This is a genomic window from Neorhizobium galegae, from assembly GCF_017877055.1.
In the GTDB taxonomy this organism is placed as follows: domain Bacteria; phylum Pseudomonadota; class Alphaproteobacteria; order Rhizobiales; family Rhizobiaceae; genus Neorhizobium; species Neorhizobium galegae_D.
In genome coordinates this window covers 662,391-677,913 of the sequence record NZ_JAGIPG010000002.1, presented here as the reverse complement: position 1 = coordinate 677,913, position 15,523 = coordinate 662,391, and the positions used below count along the sequence as shown (strand labels likewise).

Sequence of the window (15,523 nt, the reverse complement as noted above, 5' to 3'; positions counted from 1 at the left end):
TCGCCATTCGCCAATCCGTGGTTATGATGGAACATCCGATCAACCCCACCCCGATGTGTCATGCCGCGCAAAAAAACCGCCCCCGCCCTCGCAACCGGCACCGTGGCGAAAGCCGCCACCGCCCAGCCGACGCTCACTTCGCTCAGAGGGGTGGCGGACTGGCGGGAGGCCGCCGCCTGGCTTCGGGCACGGGGGATCGAGGACATCGAGTGCATCACGCCAGATCTCGCCGGCGTGCCGCGCGGCAAGATGATGCCGTCTTCGAAGTTCACCTCGAACACCTCGCTGGCGCTGCCGTCCGCCCTTTATCGCCACACCATTTCCGGTGAATACCCCGAAGAGACGGGCACATTCCGCTATGAGCCGCGCGACAGCGACCTGAAGCTGGTGCCGGATCTTTCGACCCTGGCGGTGGTGCCCTGGGAGACCGACCCGACCGCGCAGGTGATCTGCGACATCGTCGATACCGAGGGCAAGGCGGTCCCCTATACGCCGCGCAACGTGCTGAAAAACATCCTCAAGCTCTATGACGAGCGGGACTGGAAGCCGGTCGTGGCGCCGGAAATCGAATTCTACCTCGTCGCCAAGAATGATGATCCGGACTATCCGCTGCACCCGCCGAAAGGCCGGTCCGGCCGCTCCATCCTCGGCGGCCAGGGCTATTCGATCGCCGGCATCAACGAATTCGACGAGCTGATCGACGACATCTACCATTTCTCGGAAAAGCAGGGCCTCGAGATCGATACGCTGATCCACGAGGAAGGCCCGGCGCAGCTCGAGATCAACCTGCGCCATGGCGACCCGATCGAACTCGCCGACCAGGTTTTCATGTTCAAGCGCACGATTCGCGAAGCAGCCCTGAAGCATGGCATCTACGCCACGTTCATGGCCAAGCCGATGCAGGGCCAGGCGGGTTCGGCGATGCACATCCACCAGTCGGTGGTCGACATCAAGACCGGCAAGAACGTCTTCTCGAACCCGGACGGCTCCGCATCGAGGGAATTCTTCCACTTCATCGGCGGCATGCAAACCTATGTGCCGAAGACGCTGGCGATGATGGCACCATATGTAAATTCCTACCGCCGGCTGACGCCCGACATGTCGGCGCCGGTCAACAATGCCTGGGGTTACGACAACCGCACCACCGCCTTTCGCGTGCCGGTCTCGGACGCGAACGCCCGCCGCGTCGAAAACCGCCTGCCGAGCTCGGACGCCAACCCCTATCTCGCGCTCGCGGCCTCGCTCGGCTGCGGCCTGCTCGGCATCATGAACGCGATAGAGCCGGGGCCGCCGACCGAAGATACCGCCAACGAGGGATCGATCGAACTGCCGCGCGGCCTGCTCGAAGCCGTATCGCTCCTCGAATCCGATCCGGCGCTCGCTGGCGTCTTCAGCGCGGAATTCATCGGCCTCTATGCCGGCGTCAAGCGCGGCGAGTTCGAGACCTTCATGCAGGTGATCAGCCCCTGGGAGCGGGAATTCCTGCTTCTCAACGTGTGAGGGCAGCGTCTTGGATGCATGGCAGAGCCCGATCGCGCCGGGGATTTCCTGGTATCAGGCAACTCTCAGTGAGCGGCCGGCCTATCCGGCGCTCGACGGGTCGAAATCCGTGGATGTGGCAATCATTGGGGGCGGCTACACCGGCTTGCAGGCGGCTTACAACCTTGCCAAGGCCGGTATCTCCGTCGCACTGATCGAGGCCAGCCGGTTCGGCGACGGCGCGTCCGGCCGCAATGGCGGACAGATGGGCACCGGACAGCGCTGGTGGCCGGAGGATCTCGAAAAGGAGATCGGCTACGAGCGCTCGAAGGCATTGTTCGACATGGCCGAGGACGCCAAGCGGCATCTCCTCGACTTTGCCGAAGCCCACGGCATCGACATGGATTACATGCCGGGGCAGATGAACGTCTCCCACAAACGCGGCCACGAGAAGGAATACCGGGCGACCGCCGAAATCGCGGCGGAGCGCTACGGTTATCCGCATCTCTCGTTCATGGACGGCCAGGAGACGGCCGAGCGGCTCGGCACGAAAGACTATTATTGCGGCGTCCGCGATACCGGCACCGGCCATATCCATCCGTTGAAGCTGCTGGTCGGGCTTGCCCGCGTGGCGGCCTCAGCCGGTGCTCAGATTTTCGAGATGACGCCGGCCACGGCGATCGAGAAGACGAGAAACGGACCCGGCGGTAAGATCCTGGTCCGGACGCCGAGGGGCACGCTGACGGCCGACCAGGTACTGATCGCCACCAATGCCTATATCGGCAATCTCGAACCGGTCACCGCTGCGCATATCATGCCGATCGGCTCCTTCATCGCTGCGACCGCACCGATCGACGATTTTCCCGGCGTCCTCCCCGGTGGCGAGGCCGTCGCTGATTCGCGGTTCGTTGTGCGTTATTTCCGCAAGAGCCGGGACAACCGGCTGCTGTTCGGCGGCCGCGAGGTCTATACCTCAAGCAACCCGGCAGACACGGCGAACGCCATCCGCAGGCAGATCGTCGATACCTATCCGGCGCTGAAAGACGTTGAAATCACCCATGCCTGGGGCGGAAATGTCGGCATTACCATGCCGCGCCAGCCTTTCGTTCGCGAAGTCATGCCCGGGGTCACGTCGATCGGCGGTTATTCCGGCCACGGCGTGATGCTGTCAAACTATTGTGGCAAACTTTATGCTGATATGGTCGGCGGCAAGGCGACGGATCTCGACCACCTCGCCGCGCTTAAAATTCCCGCCTTCCCGGGCGGGCCTCGCATGCGGACCCCACTGCTTTTCCTTGCTCTCACGTGGTTTGCGCTGCGCGACAGGCTCTGACAAAGCAGGGTCCGTAACACACTTGAAAAGCCAATTCGGGCTAGCCTTTTTAAATCGATTAGAATAAGTATGCACCCAACCATGCAGGACGAAAGAACAGCGATGAGCAGCCAGATCATCCCAGTTGAACCCTTTGATTGTATCGTGTTCGGCGGTACCGGCGACCTTGCGGAACGCAAGCTCCTCCCGGCCCTCTACCACCGGCAGATCGAGGGCCAGTTCACCGAGCCAACCCGCATCATCGGCGCCTCGCGCAGCGCGCTTTCGCATGAGGATTACCGTAAGTTCGCACAAGATGCCCTGAAGGAGCATCTGAAAAAGGGCGAATACGACGAAGCGGAAGTCCAGAAATTCCTCCAGCGGATCTATTACATCTCGGTCGATGCCAAGGCCGACGGGGGTTGGGCGGAACTCAAGAAGCTGCTCGACGACGGCAAGGAGCGCATCCGCGTCTTCTATCTCGCCGTCGCCCCGGGCATTTTCGGCCCAATCTCTGAAAAGATCCGCGACCACAAGCTGATCACCAAATCGACCCGCATCGTCGTCGAAAAGCCGATCGGCCGAGACCTCGCGTCGGCGCTGCAGCTGAACGACATGATCGGCAAGGCTTTCCACGAAGACCAGATCTTCCGCATCGACCACTATCTCGGCAAGGAGACGGTGCAGAACCTGATGGCGCTGCGTTTCGCCAACGCGCTCTACGAGCCGCTGTGGAATGCCGACCATATCGACCATGTGCAGATCACGGTCGCCGAAGCGGTCGGGCTTGAAGGCCGCGCCGGTTATTACGACACGGCCGGCGCACTGCGCGACATGGTTCAGAACCACATCCTGCAGCTCCTCTGCCTTGTCGCCATGGAAGTGCCCTCCTCGATGAATTCGGAATCGGTGCGCGACGAAAAGCTCAAGGTGCTGCGCGCCCTGAAGCCTATCACCGAGGCCAATTGTGAACAGATGACGGTGCGCGGCCAGTACCGCGCCGGCGCTTCCGCCGGCGGTCCGGTCAAGGGCTATCTCGACGAGCTCGAAGGCGGCGTTTCCAACACCGAGACCTTCGTCGCCATCAAGGCCGAGATCGGCAACTGGCGCTGGGCCGGCGTTCCCTTCTACATCCGCACGGGCAAGCGGCTCGCAGCCCGCATGTCCGAGATCGTCATCACCTTCAAGCCGATCCCGCACAATATCTTCGACTCAGCCGCCGGCCGTATTTCCGCCAACCAGTTGATCATCCGCCTGCAGCCGGATGAAGGCGTCAAGCAGTCGCTGATGATTAAGGACCCAGGCCCGGGCGGCATGCGGCTTCGCAATGTCTCGCTCGACATGAGTTTTGCGGAAGCCTTCTCGGTGCGCAATCCGGATGCCTACGAGCGCCTGTTGACCGACACGATCCGCTCCAACCAGACGCTGTTCATGCGTCGCGACGAAGTGGAAGCCGCATGGCGCTGGGTCGATCCGATCCTGAAAGGCTGGGAAGCTGCCGGCCAGCAGGTGCAGGGTTATACCGCCGGCACCTGGGGTCCAAGCCAGGCGATCGCTCTCATCGAGCGCGACGGCCGGACATGGCATGAAGGTTAAGGGCCATGTCCGCGAACATGCATGAATTTGCCGATGCCGCCGCCCTCGCCGCCAGCCTGGCGGACGAGGTTGCGGCACACCTTGAAACCGCGATCCGCGACCGGGGCACCGCCTCGATCGCGGTCTCGGGCGGCTCTACCCCGAAGAAGTTCTTCGAGGCACTGGCGACCCGCGATATCGACTGGGGCAAGGTAACGGTGACGCTGGTCGACGAACGGTTCGTGCCGGCAGACAGCCCGCGTTCCAACCATCTTCTGGTGTCGACGCATCTTCTGAAGGACAAGGCGGCTGCCGCCAGGTTCATACCTCTCTACTATGAAGCGCCGTCGATCGATGAAGCAGCCGTCATCGCGACCGAAAAGACAGCTGGCATCGGCAATCCGTTCGACGTGGCGATCCTCGGCATGGGGGGAGACGGCCATACGGCTTCTTTCTTCCCTCATGGGAACAATCTTGCCCGGGCACTCGATCTTTCCGGGCCGCGCGGCGTTCTGACCATGCAGGCGGAAGGTGCCGGCGAAGAGCGGCTGACTTTCTCTTTTGCCAGCCTTGCGGATGCCCGTTTCCTGGCGCTGCATATTGAAGGCCAGGGCAAGAAGGACGTGCTCGAAGCGGCAAAGGCCGGCTCCGACGAAACGGACATGCCGATCCGCGCCGTGCTTAACCGAGCCTCGTCGCCGCTGCAGATTTTCTGGGCGCCTTAAAGCGCCGACCTTTCAACGCGAGCAATCCCGGTGGCTTAGGGCCTTTCCGAAGGTCCTGTCCCTCCCGAGCCGGGGTTGCGCACAAGAGGACAAGACCATGGCCGCTCATTCCAGCATCGAGGCAATCACCGCCCGTATCGTCGAACGCTCGAAACCCCATCGTGAAGCCTATCTCGACCGCTTGCGGCGGGCGGCCACGCGGGGTCCGCACAGATCGACGCTCTCCTGCGGCAATCTCGCCCACGGATTTGCGGTCTGTTCCCCCACCGAGAAGGACGCGCTCGCAGGAGATGTCGTGCCGAACCTCGGCATCATCACCGCTTATAACGACATGCTCTCGGCCCACCAGCCGTATGAGACCTTCCCGCCGATCATCCGGGAAGCTGCCCGGGAAGCCGGCGGCATCGCCCAGGTCGCTGGCGGCGTGCCGGCCATGTGCGACGGCGTCACCCAGGGCCAGCCGGGCATGGAACTGTCGCTGTTCTCGCGCGACGCGATAGCGATGGCGGCCGGCATCGGCCTGTCGCACAACATGTTCGACGCTGCCGTCTTCCTCGGCATCTGCGACAAGATCGTGCCCGGCCTCGTCATCGCGGCGCTCTCCTTCGGCCATCTGCCCTCCGTCTTCATCCCGGCCGGCCCGATGACCACCGGACTTCCAAACGACGAGAAGTCGCGCATCCGCCAACTCTATGCGGAGGGCAAGGTCGGCCGTACCGAACTGCTGGAAGCCGAGTCGAAGTCCTACCACGGCCCCGGCACCTGCACCTTCTACGGTACCGCCAATTCCAACCAGATGCTGATGGAGATCATGGGCTTCCATATGCCCGGGGCTTCCTTCGTCAATCCGGGCACGCCGCTGCGCGAAGCGCTGACCCGCGAAGCCACAAAGCGGGCGCTGGCGATCACCGCGCTCGGCAATGAATTCACGCCGGCCGGCGAGATGATCGACGAGCGCTCGGTGGTCAACGGTGTTGTCGGCCTGCATGCGACCGGGGGCTCGACCAACCACACGCTTCACCTCGTCGCCATGGCGCGCGCTGCCGGCATCCAGCTCACCTGGCAGGATATTTCGGAGCTTTCCGACGTCGTGCCGCTGCTTGCCCGCGTCTATCCGAACGGGCTGGCCGACGTGAACCATTTTCACGCAGCCGGCGGCATGGGCTTCCTGATCAAGCAGCTTTTGAAGACCGGCATGGTGCATGACGACGTGCGCACCGTCTTCGGCCACGGGCTGGAGGCCTATACGGTCGAGGCGAAGCTCGATGGCAATGGCCAGGTGACGCGCGAGGCGATCCCGGACCAGAGCGGCGACCTCAAGGTGCTGGCGCCGATCGAAACGCCGTTCCAGTCGAACGGCGGCCTCAAGATGCTCAAGGGCAATCTCGGCAAGGCGGTCATAAAAATCTCCGCAGTCAAGCCGGAGCGGCATATCGTCGAAGCGCCCGCGATCGTCTTCCACGACCAGCAGGGGCTGCAGGAGGCGTTCAAGCGCGGCGAATTGAATAAGGATTTCATCGCGGTCGTGCGCTTCCAGGGACCGAAGGCGAACGGCATGCCGGAACTGCACCGCCTCACCCCGCCGCTCGGCGTGCTGCAGGACCGCGGCTTCAAGGTGGCGCTGGTGACGGACGGGCGCATGTCGGGTGCCTCCGGCAAGGTGCCGGCGGCGATCCACATCACCCCGGAAGCCTCGGACGGCGGGCCGATCGCCAAGATCAGGGACGGCGACATGATCCGTCTCGATGCTGTCGCCGGCACGCTGGAAGTGCTGGTGGATGCTGCGGAATTTGCGGCCCGCACGGGAGTCGTCGTCGATCTTTCCGAGAACGAGTTCGGCATGGGCCGCGAACTCTTCGCCCCCTTCCGCCGCCATGTCGGTACCGCGGACATGGGCGCCAGCGTGTTTGCTTGAGGGATTGAGCGCCTCCGTCACACGGTTGTATTCCGTGGTTTCTATCAAGCTCGCAAGCCAACACGTGCCTGGGAGACCGATCCATGCTTCCAAATATTACTCGCCGAAGCCTGCTGACGCTGCTTGCGTCGACCACCGCCCTGCCCTTCGTTCCGGTGACCGCCATGGCCGCCGGCGAAGGCTTCCAGGCGATCATTCTTTCCGACCTGCATTCAGCCTATGAGCGGATGGGCCAGCTGCTTGCGGTGGTCGAAAAGCAGGTGGCTGGCGCCAACGTCCCGCAGGTGATCCTCATCAACGGCGACATATTCGAACTCGGCAATGTCGTTGCTTCCCGTTCTGGTGGTGAGATCGACTGGGCCTTCCTCGGCGCGCTGGCGAAGCTCGCCCCGACCGTCGTCAATATCGGCAACCACGAGCCCGATCTCGACAACGATCTGGCGCATTTCGTCGAGCGCGCCCGTGGCCTCGGCGTCACTGTGCTCAGCAACATCGTCGACAAGCGTACCGGCAAGCCATACGCGGCAGCCGGCAGACAGATCGAGATCGGCGGCCTCAAGGTGAAGCTCGCCGCCTTCGCCACCGATGCGATCGGCACCTATCCGAAGCCGACCCGCGAGATGATGGACATCCCGAAGCCGGTGGAATGGGCGAAGGCCAACCTGCCGATGCTGCTTTCCGGCGAGGGCGTCAATATCGTGCTCAGCCATGCGGGCGTCGTTCCGGATCGCGACATCCTGCCGGTCCTGCCGAACGGCACGCTGATGATCGGCGGCCACGACCACCTGACGCTGACACATAACCAAGGCGAGACCCGCTATATCCATACGGGCTCCTGGTCGTCGGCGATCATGGTCGCCACCTTCAAGACCGCCGGCAAGGCGCCGGAGCTTGCGCGGATCGAGATCGACCGCGCCGCCCCGTCCTCTGCCGTGCTGAAGGACCTCATCCCGGCTGTGCTGGCCAAACATCTGAAAGACGAAGAACGCGCCGTCATCGCCAAGACCGTCAAAGCCATGACGCTCGGCGAGACTGCACGTTTCGCGGTTCAGGCAATGGTCGCGAAGACCGGTGCCGATATCGGCTTCATCGGTCATACCTCGTTCGGCACCGGCCTGCCGGCCGGCGATGTCAGCCGGTTCGACTACAATGCCGGACTGCGCTTCGAGGGCAAGCTGATGGTCTCGGAAGTGGATGCCACCGCGCTTGCGGCGATCCTCGCCCGCTGCAACCAGGACGGCGATATCCCGCTCGCCGCCCGCACCGGCGATTTCCTCTATGCCGCGCCGAAAGCGCCTGAGGGCAGAGAGCGCTACAAGATCGTCTGCAACGACTGGTCGGCAATCAACCAGAAGAGCTATTTCGGCCGTGAGGACATCGCGTTTACCGAAGTGCCGGACGTCAAGCTGAAGCCGCTCGTGGCCGAGATGCTGGCAAAGGGCTGAGACGCACAAAGAAAACGCCCGGAACCGGAGCCAGTTTCGGGCGATTTTCGAAAGGCATAAGCCGAAGAGATCGGCCTCCTACCAGGAGCGGATATCCAGCGTCCGGTCGCGATGGTTCGGATGGGTCGAGAATACGAAGATGCGGTCCAGTTCCTTCTGCTTGAGCAGCGACAGGAATCGGACTTCGATCGTGTTGTTGGCGTTGGTGCGCATCAACAGGCAGCCAACCTTGGAAATGCGCGCATCGGGAATATCGAGATAAAACTGCTTCGGCAGATTATACTGGGTCAGAATGCCGAGAACGGCGCCGCTCATCGAGATCCGGATGACATCACAGCGGCGCTGCGCCATGTTCATCACACCATTTTCCGTATATTCGATACGCGCCGCATTCATCGTGTCTTCCATTTTGAACCGGGCTTCCCGGTCGTACATGAAAGACTCTTCCTTGTTCAAAAAGTGATTTTTGTTACTTGGAGTCGCGCTCACGACATCCCTCCATTGCTTTACAAGAGGAAGCCTAGCCAGCGAAATTTAACAGAGCGTTTTGAAGTCCCGAATCAGGACAACTGCAAATGCAGATCGCAAAATCATGGTAAACAGGTCGTTACCCCTCATATGGCATAGGTCCTACCTTCTGCATTGAAAAGATGCAGTTTCTTAAGGTCTGCTGAAAAGCGCATGGTATCGCCCTTTTTCACCTGCAGAATACCGGGGATCTTGGCAATGATCGGCTCCTGATCGGCCAATCCTTCAATGTAAAGCAGCGTCACTTCGCCGAGGGCTTCGACAATCGAAACCTGCCCTTCGAAGAGATAATCCTCCCCCGTCGCGATCGACAGGTCTTCCGGCCGCACGCCGAAACTGGCGGCCTTGCCTTTTTCGGAAGCCACGGTCGGCACCGGCACCCGCACCGACTTGCCGCCCTTCAGCGCAATCGTGGTCGTCTCGCCGGTCTCCGTAATCGTGGCGGGGATGACGTTCATCGCCGGCGAGCCGATGAAGCGGGCCACGAAGAGGTTCTGTGGGCGCTCGTAGAGTTCGAGCGGCGCGCCGACCTGTTCGATACGACCCGCCGAAAGCACGACGATACGGTCGGCGAGCGTCATCGCCTCCACCTGGTCGTGCGTCACGTAGACCATCGTCGTGTCCGGCATCGAATCCTTCAGCTTGGCGATCTCGATGCGGGTGGCGACGCGCAGCGCCGCGTCGAGGTTGGAAAGCGGTTCATCGAATAAAAAGACCTTCGGATCGCGGCAGATGGCGCGGCCGATGGCGACGCGCTGGCGCTGGCCACCGGACAGGGCCTTTGGCAGGCGGTCGAGATAGGGAGCGAGCTGGAGGATATCGGCCGCCGCACGCACCCGGCGGTCGATTTCGTCACGGCTTTCCTTGGCAATCCGCATGCCGAAGGCCATGTTGTCATAGACCGTCATATGCGGATAAAGCGCGTAGGACTGGAAGACCATGGCGATGCCGCGCCGCGAGGGCGGCACCTCGTTGACCATCTGGCCGTCGATATACATCTCGCCGCCGGTGATGCTCTCGAGGCCGGAGATCATCCGCAGCAGCGTGGACTTTCCGCAGCCGGACGGCCCGACAAACACCACGAATTCGCCTTGGCTGATCTCCAGGTCGATGCCGTGCAGCACCTTCACCTGGCCGTAGGCCTTGCGGATATCCTTCAGAACGACACCAGCCATGTTTTCCTCCCCTTTGTTCTCGTTACGCGTGATGGGCGAAGAACGCCCCCCAGGCCGGTAGTTCGACACGCCTGCCTTCAAGCCCGCTTTCGAAGCCGTGGCCAGACAGCACTTCCCAATCGCCGGCCGGCAGCTCGGTTGCCGTTTCCACCGGGCTCATGTTGAACAGGCACAGCACCGTCTCGTTGCCGTATCGACGCTTGTATCCGAGCACCGTGACATCCTCGGACAGGAACTCAATGTCCCCCTTGGCAAAGGCCGGGTGCTGCTTGCGGAAGGCGAGGAAACGTCGGTACTGCTCCAGAACCGAGGCGGGATCGCCGTACTGAGCGCCGACGGCCCGAAGCTGGTGCTCGACCGGGATCGGCAGCCAGGTTTTCTCCGCCGTGGAGAAGCCAGCCTGCAATGCCTGGCTGTCCCAGACCATCGGGGTGCGGCAACCGTCGCGGCCCTTGAATTCGGGCCAGAACTGGATGCCGTAGGGATCCTGCAGGTCGGCATAGGCGATATCCGCCTCGGTCAATCCGAGTTCCTCGCCCTGATAGATGCACACCGAGCCGCGCTGGGTCATCAGGATGGCGGATGCCATCTTGGCGTAACCGTCGCGGTCGAGAACGTCGTGGCCCCAGCGGCTGACATGGCGGACCACGTCATGGTTCGAGAAGGCCCAGCAGGCCCAGCCGTCCGGTGCGGCAATAGAGAACGCTTTCTGCACCTCGGAGACGCGCGCCGGCGTCAGCGGATCGGGCGCCAGGAATTCGAACGCGTAGCACATCTGCATCTTGTCGTGGCCGGACGTGTATTCGCCGACAATTTCGAGGCCACGCTGGCTGTCGCCCACTTCGCCGACGGCAGCGATCGCCGGGAACTCGTCGAGCACGGCGCGGAAGCGCCTGAGGAATTCCAGGTTCTCCGGCCGGTTCTTGTCGTAGAGATGCTCCTGGAAGTTATAGGGGTTCACGGCCGGCGCGGTGGAGGCGTTGCGGCGCGAGGGATCGAGCGCCGGGTTGTCGCGCAGGTCCTTGTCGTGGAAATAGAAGTTGATCGTGTCGAGGCGGAAACCATCGACGCCGCGCTTCAGCCAGAAGCGGGTCATGTCGAGCAGCGCATCCTGGACTTCCGCATTGTGCAGATTGAGATCCGGTTGCGACGTCAGGAAGTTGTGCATGTAGTATTGCATGCGGGTCGGGTCCCAATGCCAAGCCGACCCGCCGAAGATCGACAGCCAGTTGTTTGGCGGCGTGCCGTCCGGCTTGGCATCTGCCCAGACATACCAGTCGGCCTTCGGGTTGAAGCGGCTGGACCGGCTCTCGATGAACCAGTGATGCTGGTCGGAACTGTGCGACATGACGAGATCGATCATCACCTTGATGCCGAGGCGATGGGCCTCGGCAATCAGCCCGTCGAAATCCGACAGAGAGCCGAACATCGGATCGACATCCGTGTAGTTCGAGACGTCGTAGCCGAAATCCCGCATGGGAGACGGGAAAAAGGGCGAGATCCAGATGGCGTCCGCGCCGAGGGCTGCGACATGCGGCAGACGGGCGGTAATCCCCTTCAGATCGCCGATGCCGTCGCCGTTCGAGTCCTGATAGGAGCGCGGGTAAATCTGATAAATGACCGCCCCACGCCACCAGTCCTTGTCCGGTGCTGCGGGAGCTTCTGCGGGAATGCTCATTCAATATCCTATTGTCTTCGATGTTGATCAGCCGCGCTTGTCAGCCGCCCTTGACGGAGCCGGCGAGCAGGCCGCGAACCAAATACCGTTGCAAGGCAAAAAAGACGATAATCGGCACGACGATTGTTATGAAGGCCGAAGCTGTCAGGATTTCCCACTTCCCGCCCATGGAGCCCAGAAGCGCATTCAGGGCGCCTGTGAGGACCAGTTGATCCTTGCCCGTGCCGAGGAAGACCATGGCGACCAGAAGATCGTTCCATGTCCAGAGGAACTGGAAGATCGAGAAGGATGCGAGCGCCGGAAATGACAGCGGCAAGATGATCTTGACGAAGATCTCGAAATCGCTGGCGCCGTCGACGCGGGCGGATTCGATGATTTCCCGCGGCAGCCCGGAAATGTAGTTGCGCAGAAGATAGATCGCGAGCGGCATGCCGAAGGCGGAGTGCGCAAGCCAGATGCCCGCGTAACTGCGAGACGGCACGCCGAAGAAATTGCCGATCTCATTGTACATCTTCAGAAGCGGAATAAGCGACATCTGCAGGGGCACGACGATCAGCCCGACCACCAGGGCGATGATCAGGGCGCGGCCGGGAAACTCCATCCAGGACAGGGCGTAGGCAGCAAAGGCTGCGATCAGAATCGGGATGATGGTTGCGGGAACCGCGACCGTCAGCGAGTTGACGAAGGACTGGCCGATGCCTTGGGAAGTCAGCACCGTGCGGTAGTTGTCGGTGGTGAAGGATGGCGGCGTCGCGACGGAGAGATAAACGCGCTTGCCACGCCCTTCGAACGGCGCGTTCTTGGAATAGGTATAACTGCCGTCCTCGTTGATGGTCAGCGTCTCGCCATCGCCGAGATCGGCAGCCTTTCCCACCGCAAACTCCGTTGGAGCGGCAACGCGGGTACCGAAAGCACGCACGGTGCCGCCCTTCCCTCCTTCGAAGACCGAACCGGAAATGACGTAGGTCGCGCCATTCTGCTTGGCGGTCGCGGGATCCCCGAGGCGGGCGGCGCTCGTCTCGGCGGCGCCCGTGAAGGCCGTCCACCAGCCCGACGCGGTGATCTGCCCTGCTTCGCGAAAGGAGGTGACGAGGATGCCGAGCGTCGGGATGAGCCAGACGATGCAGATGACGAGGACGGAGAAGTGTACCACGAGGCGCGGAAGGCCTATACGGCGGAGGCTTGCGGCTGCGCTCATCTCAATGACCTCCCATTTCCTTGTTTGCCTGGCGGATGTTCCAGATCATGATCGGAGTGACGGCCGCCATGATGACCAGCGCGATGACCGCACTTCGGCCGCTGTCGCCCCCGCCGCGGAACATCCAGTCGAACATCAGGTTTGCGAGCACCATGGTGTTCCACTGGCCGTTGGTCATGGTCAGCACGATATCGAAGACCTTCAGCACGAGAATGGTGATCGTCGTCCAGACGACGGCGATCGTGCCCCAGATCTGCGGCACCATGATCTTCCAGAAGATCTGCCAGCCACTGGCGCCGTCGATCACCGCCGCCTCGATCGTCTCCTCCGGGATGCCACGCAGCGCCGCTGACAGGATGACCATGGCAAAGCCAGTCTGGATCCAGATGAGGATCGCCATCAGGAAGAAGTTGTTCCAGAAGGGCAGCGAGATCCATACCTGCGGAGAGCCGCCAATGGCCTGCACGATGGCGTTGAGGAGGCCGATCTGCGTTTCGCTGCCGCCGCGATATTCGTAGATGAATTTCCAGATGACCGAGGCGCCGACGAAGGAAATCGCCATCGGCATGAAGATCAGGCTTTTGGCGAGGTTGCCCCACCAGATGCGGTCGGTCAGCACCGCGATGACGAGGCCGAAGAACGTACACGCAGCCGGAACCACCGCGAGCCAGAGGATGTTGTTGAAGATGGACTGGCGGAACTGCGCGTCCTGGATGGCCCAGCGATAGTTCGCAAGGCCGACGAAATTGCCGCCCGACCGGTCGTAGAAGGAGAGGATGAAGGTCGCGACCACCGGGTAAACCAGATAGACGATCAACAGGATGAGCGCCGGGCCGAGAAACAACCAGGGACGCACCGCGGCGCGGCGGTTGAGATTGACGGAGGCGGCGCGGACATTGTCCACCGGCACGGGGAAGACGGCTTGAAGGATCTTATCGGAGAGCCAGTAATATAAAGCACAGACGAAAACGCCGGCGATCACGACGCCGACGGCTGAAACGATCTGCGATATCATCCCTCTCCCCTTTTCACCGTTTTATGCGTAGCTTTTGATTGTACCGCGCCGGTATCCGGCGCGGTCGTCTTCAAGAATCTAATGGGAGGCCTATTTCAAACCGTCCCATGCCTTCTGGATGTCGGTCCCCACCGTCTTTGCATCCTTGCCGCCGACATAATCGACCATGCCGGTCCAGAACGCTCCGGCGCCGATCTTGCCCGGCATCAGGTCGGAAGCATCGAAGCGGAAGGTCGTGGCGGTGGTCAGAAGTTCGCCCTGCTTCTTCATCACGTCATTGGCATAGGCATTCGAATTGGCGCCCTTGAACGGCGTCAGGAACGATGACTGCGCCATCCAGACCTCGTGGGCGATCGGCGTCTTCAGGAATTCGATGAACGCCTTGGCGGCCGGCGAATCCTTGGTGATGGCGAACATCGTGCCAGCGCCGAGGACCGGCGTTCCGAGTTCCGGCTTCGAAGCATAGGTGGGCAGGTAGAAGAAGTCGGCGTCGGTGCCGAGTTTCGTACCCGGCGGGAAGAAGGACGGAACGAAGGATGCCTGGTGGTGCAGGTAGCATTTCGGCGGAATGCCGAAGAGGCCCTTCGGGCTGTCGCGGAAGTCGGTAGAGGAAACGGCCGCGACCCCGCCGCTCACATATTTCGGGTTCTTGGCGAACTTGCCGAATTCGTCGATCGCGCCGATGACGGCCGGATCGTTGAACTTGACTTCGTTGCTCACCCACTTGTCATAGACTTCCGGCTTCTGGGTGCGCAGCATCATGTCCTCGACCCAGTCGGTCGCCGGCCAGCCCGTCGCGCCGCCGGAGCCGAGGCCGATGCACCACGGAACGCCGCCATCCTTGACGATCTGATCGCTGAGCTTGATCAGGTCCTCCATGGTTTTCGGAACCTCGTAGCCCGCTTCCTCGAAGTTCTCGGGCACATACCAGACCATGGATTTGAAATCGGCCTTGAAGGGGAAGCCGAAATAGGCCTCCTTGCCGTCCTTGCCCTTGTAGGTGCCGTATTTGATCCAGTCCTCGCCCGAACCGTAATTGGTCTTGACCCAGTCGGAGTTTTCCTGGCCGAGCGAGGTCAGGAACCCCTTGGCGGCAAGATCGGCCAGAAGGCCGGGCTGCGGAATGACGGCGATGTTCGGCGGAGAACCGGCCTGCGTATCGATGACGATCTGCTGCTCGTAATTTTCCGAGGAGGAATACTTGCCGTTGATGCCGGTCGCGGCATTGAAGTAGGCCAGAACGCTGTTGAAGAGCACCTCGTCCTCGCCGCGCCATGGGCCGAAAAGCGTCAGGTTCTGCCCTTTGAGATTGGCGTGGGAAGCCTTGAAATCCTCATAACTCTTCCAGTTAAATTTCGAATCCTGGCCGGGCGCGAATTTCAGCTCCTGGGCGACTGCGCCACCGGCAACGAGCGCTGCGAGCGCCGTACCGATCCAAAATGATGCCTTCATGAAATAACCCTCCCGTTGTCCCGACT

The 15,523-nt window shown here is 61.8% G+C and carries 12 protein-coding genes; 6 read left to right on the top strand and 6 right to left on the bottom strand.

What is annotated here, in order from left to right; genetic code table 11:
- Window positions 1-60 precede the first annotated feature (60 nt).
- From J2857_RS13630 to J2857_RS13605, 6 genes are all read left to right on the top strand, one after another.
- Complete coding sequence (locus J2857_RS13630; RefSeq protein ID WP_210010679.1) at window positions 61-1,500, top strand: glutamine synthetase family protein; 1,440 nt, start codon at window positions 61-63, stop codon at window positions 1,498-1,500.
- 10 nt (window positions 1,501-1,510) lie between these two features.
- Window positions 1,511-2,812 (top strand): NAD(P)/FAD-dependent oxidoreductase, encoded by a 1,302-nt coding sequence (locus J2857_RS13625; protein WP_210010678.1) that lies wholly within the window; start codon window positions 1,511-1,513, stop codon window positions 2,810-2,812.
- A 102-nt stretch (window positions 2,813-2,914) separates the two neighbouring features.
- Window positions 2,915-4,387 (top strand): glucose-6-phosphate dehydrogenase, encoded by a 1,473-nt coding sequence (gene zwf / locus J2857_RS13620; protein WP_210010677.1) that lies wholly within the window; start codon window positions 2,915-2,917, stop codon window positions 4,385-4,387.
- A gap of 5 nt (window positions 4,388-4,392) precedes the next feature.
- Window positions 4,393-5,091 (top strand): 6-phosphogluconolactonase, encoded by a 699-nt coding sequence (gene pgl, locus J2857_RS13615; RefSeq protein WP_210010676.1) that lies wholly within the window; start codon window positions 4,393-4,395, stop codon window positions 5,089-5,091.
- 97 nt (window positions 5,092-5,188) lie between these two features.
- On the top strand, window positions 5,189-7,006 hold the full coding sequence (edd, locus tag J2857_RS13610) for a phosphogluconate dehydratase (protein WP_210010675.1): 1,818 nt from the start codon (window positions 5,189-5,191) through the stop codon (window positions 7,004-7,006).
- 83 nt (window positions 7,007-7,089) lie between these two features.
- Window positions 7,090-8,451 carry a metallophosphoesterase gene (locus J2857_RS13605; RefSeq protein WP_210010674.1) on the top strand — a complete coding sequence of 454 codons (1,362 nt, stop codon included), beginning with the start codon at window positions 7,090-7,092 and terminating at the stop codon, window positions 8,449-8,451.
- A gap of 78 nt (window positions 8,452-8,529) precedes the next feature.
- Here the strand turns inward: J2857_RS13605 and J2857_RS13600 are convergent, their stop codons facing one another.
- From J2857_RS13600 to J2857_RS13575, 6 genes are all read right to left on the bottom strand, one after another.
- Window positions 8,530-8,886 carry a hypothetical protein gene (locus tag J2857_RS13600; RefSeq protein WP_037085252.1) on the bottom strand — a complete coding sequence of 119 codons (357 nt, stop codon included), beginning with the start codon at window positions 8,884-8,886 and terminating at the stop codon, window positions 8,530-8,532.
- Window positions 8,887-9,065: 179 nt separating this feature from the next.
- Entirely contained in the window at window positions 9,066-10,154 is a 1,089-nt protein-coding gene (locus J2857_RS13595; protein ID WP_210010673.1) for an ABC transporter ATP-binding protein, read from the bottom strand.
- 22 nt (window positions 10,155-10,176) lie between these two features.
- Window positions 10,177-11,832: an alpha-glucosidase family protein gene (locus tag J2857_RS13590; RefSeq protein WP_210010672.1), complete on the bottom strand. Its 1,656-nt coding sequence runs from the start codon at window positions 11,830-11,832 to the stop codon at window positions 10,177-10,179.
- Between the two features lie 40 nt (window positions 11,833-11,872).
- A complete protein-coding gene (locus J2857_RS13585; RefSeq protein WP_210010671.1) occupies window positions 11,873-13,030 on the bottom strand; it encodes a carbohydrate ABC transporter permease in 1,158 nt (385 codons plus the stop codon).
- A gap of 1 nt (window position 13,031) precedes the next feature.
- Window positions 13,032-14,045 (bottom strand): carbohydrate ABC transporter permease, encoded by a 1,014-nt coding sequence (locus tag J2857_RS13580; protein WP_210010670.1) that lies wholly within the window; start codon window positions 14,043-14,045, stop codon window positions 13,032-13,034.
- Window positions 14,046-14,135: 90 nt separating this feature from the next.
- Window positions 14,136-15,497 carry an ABC transporter substrate-binding protein gene (locus J2857_RS13575; protein WP_210010669.1) on the bottom strand — a complete coding sequence of 454 codons (1,362 nt, stop codon included), beginning with the start codon at window positions 15,495-15,497 and terminating at the stop codon, window positions 14,136-14,138.
- Window positions 15,498-15,523: the final 26 nt, after the last annotated feature.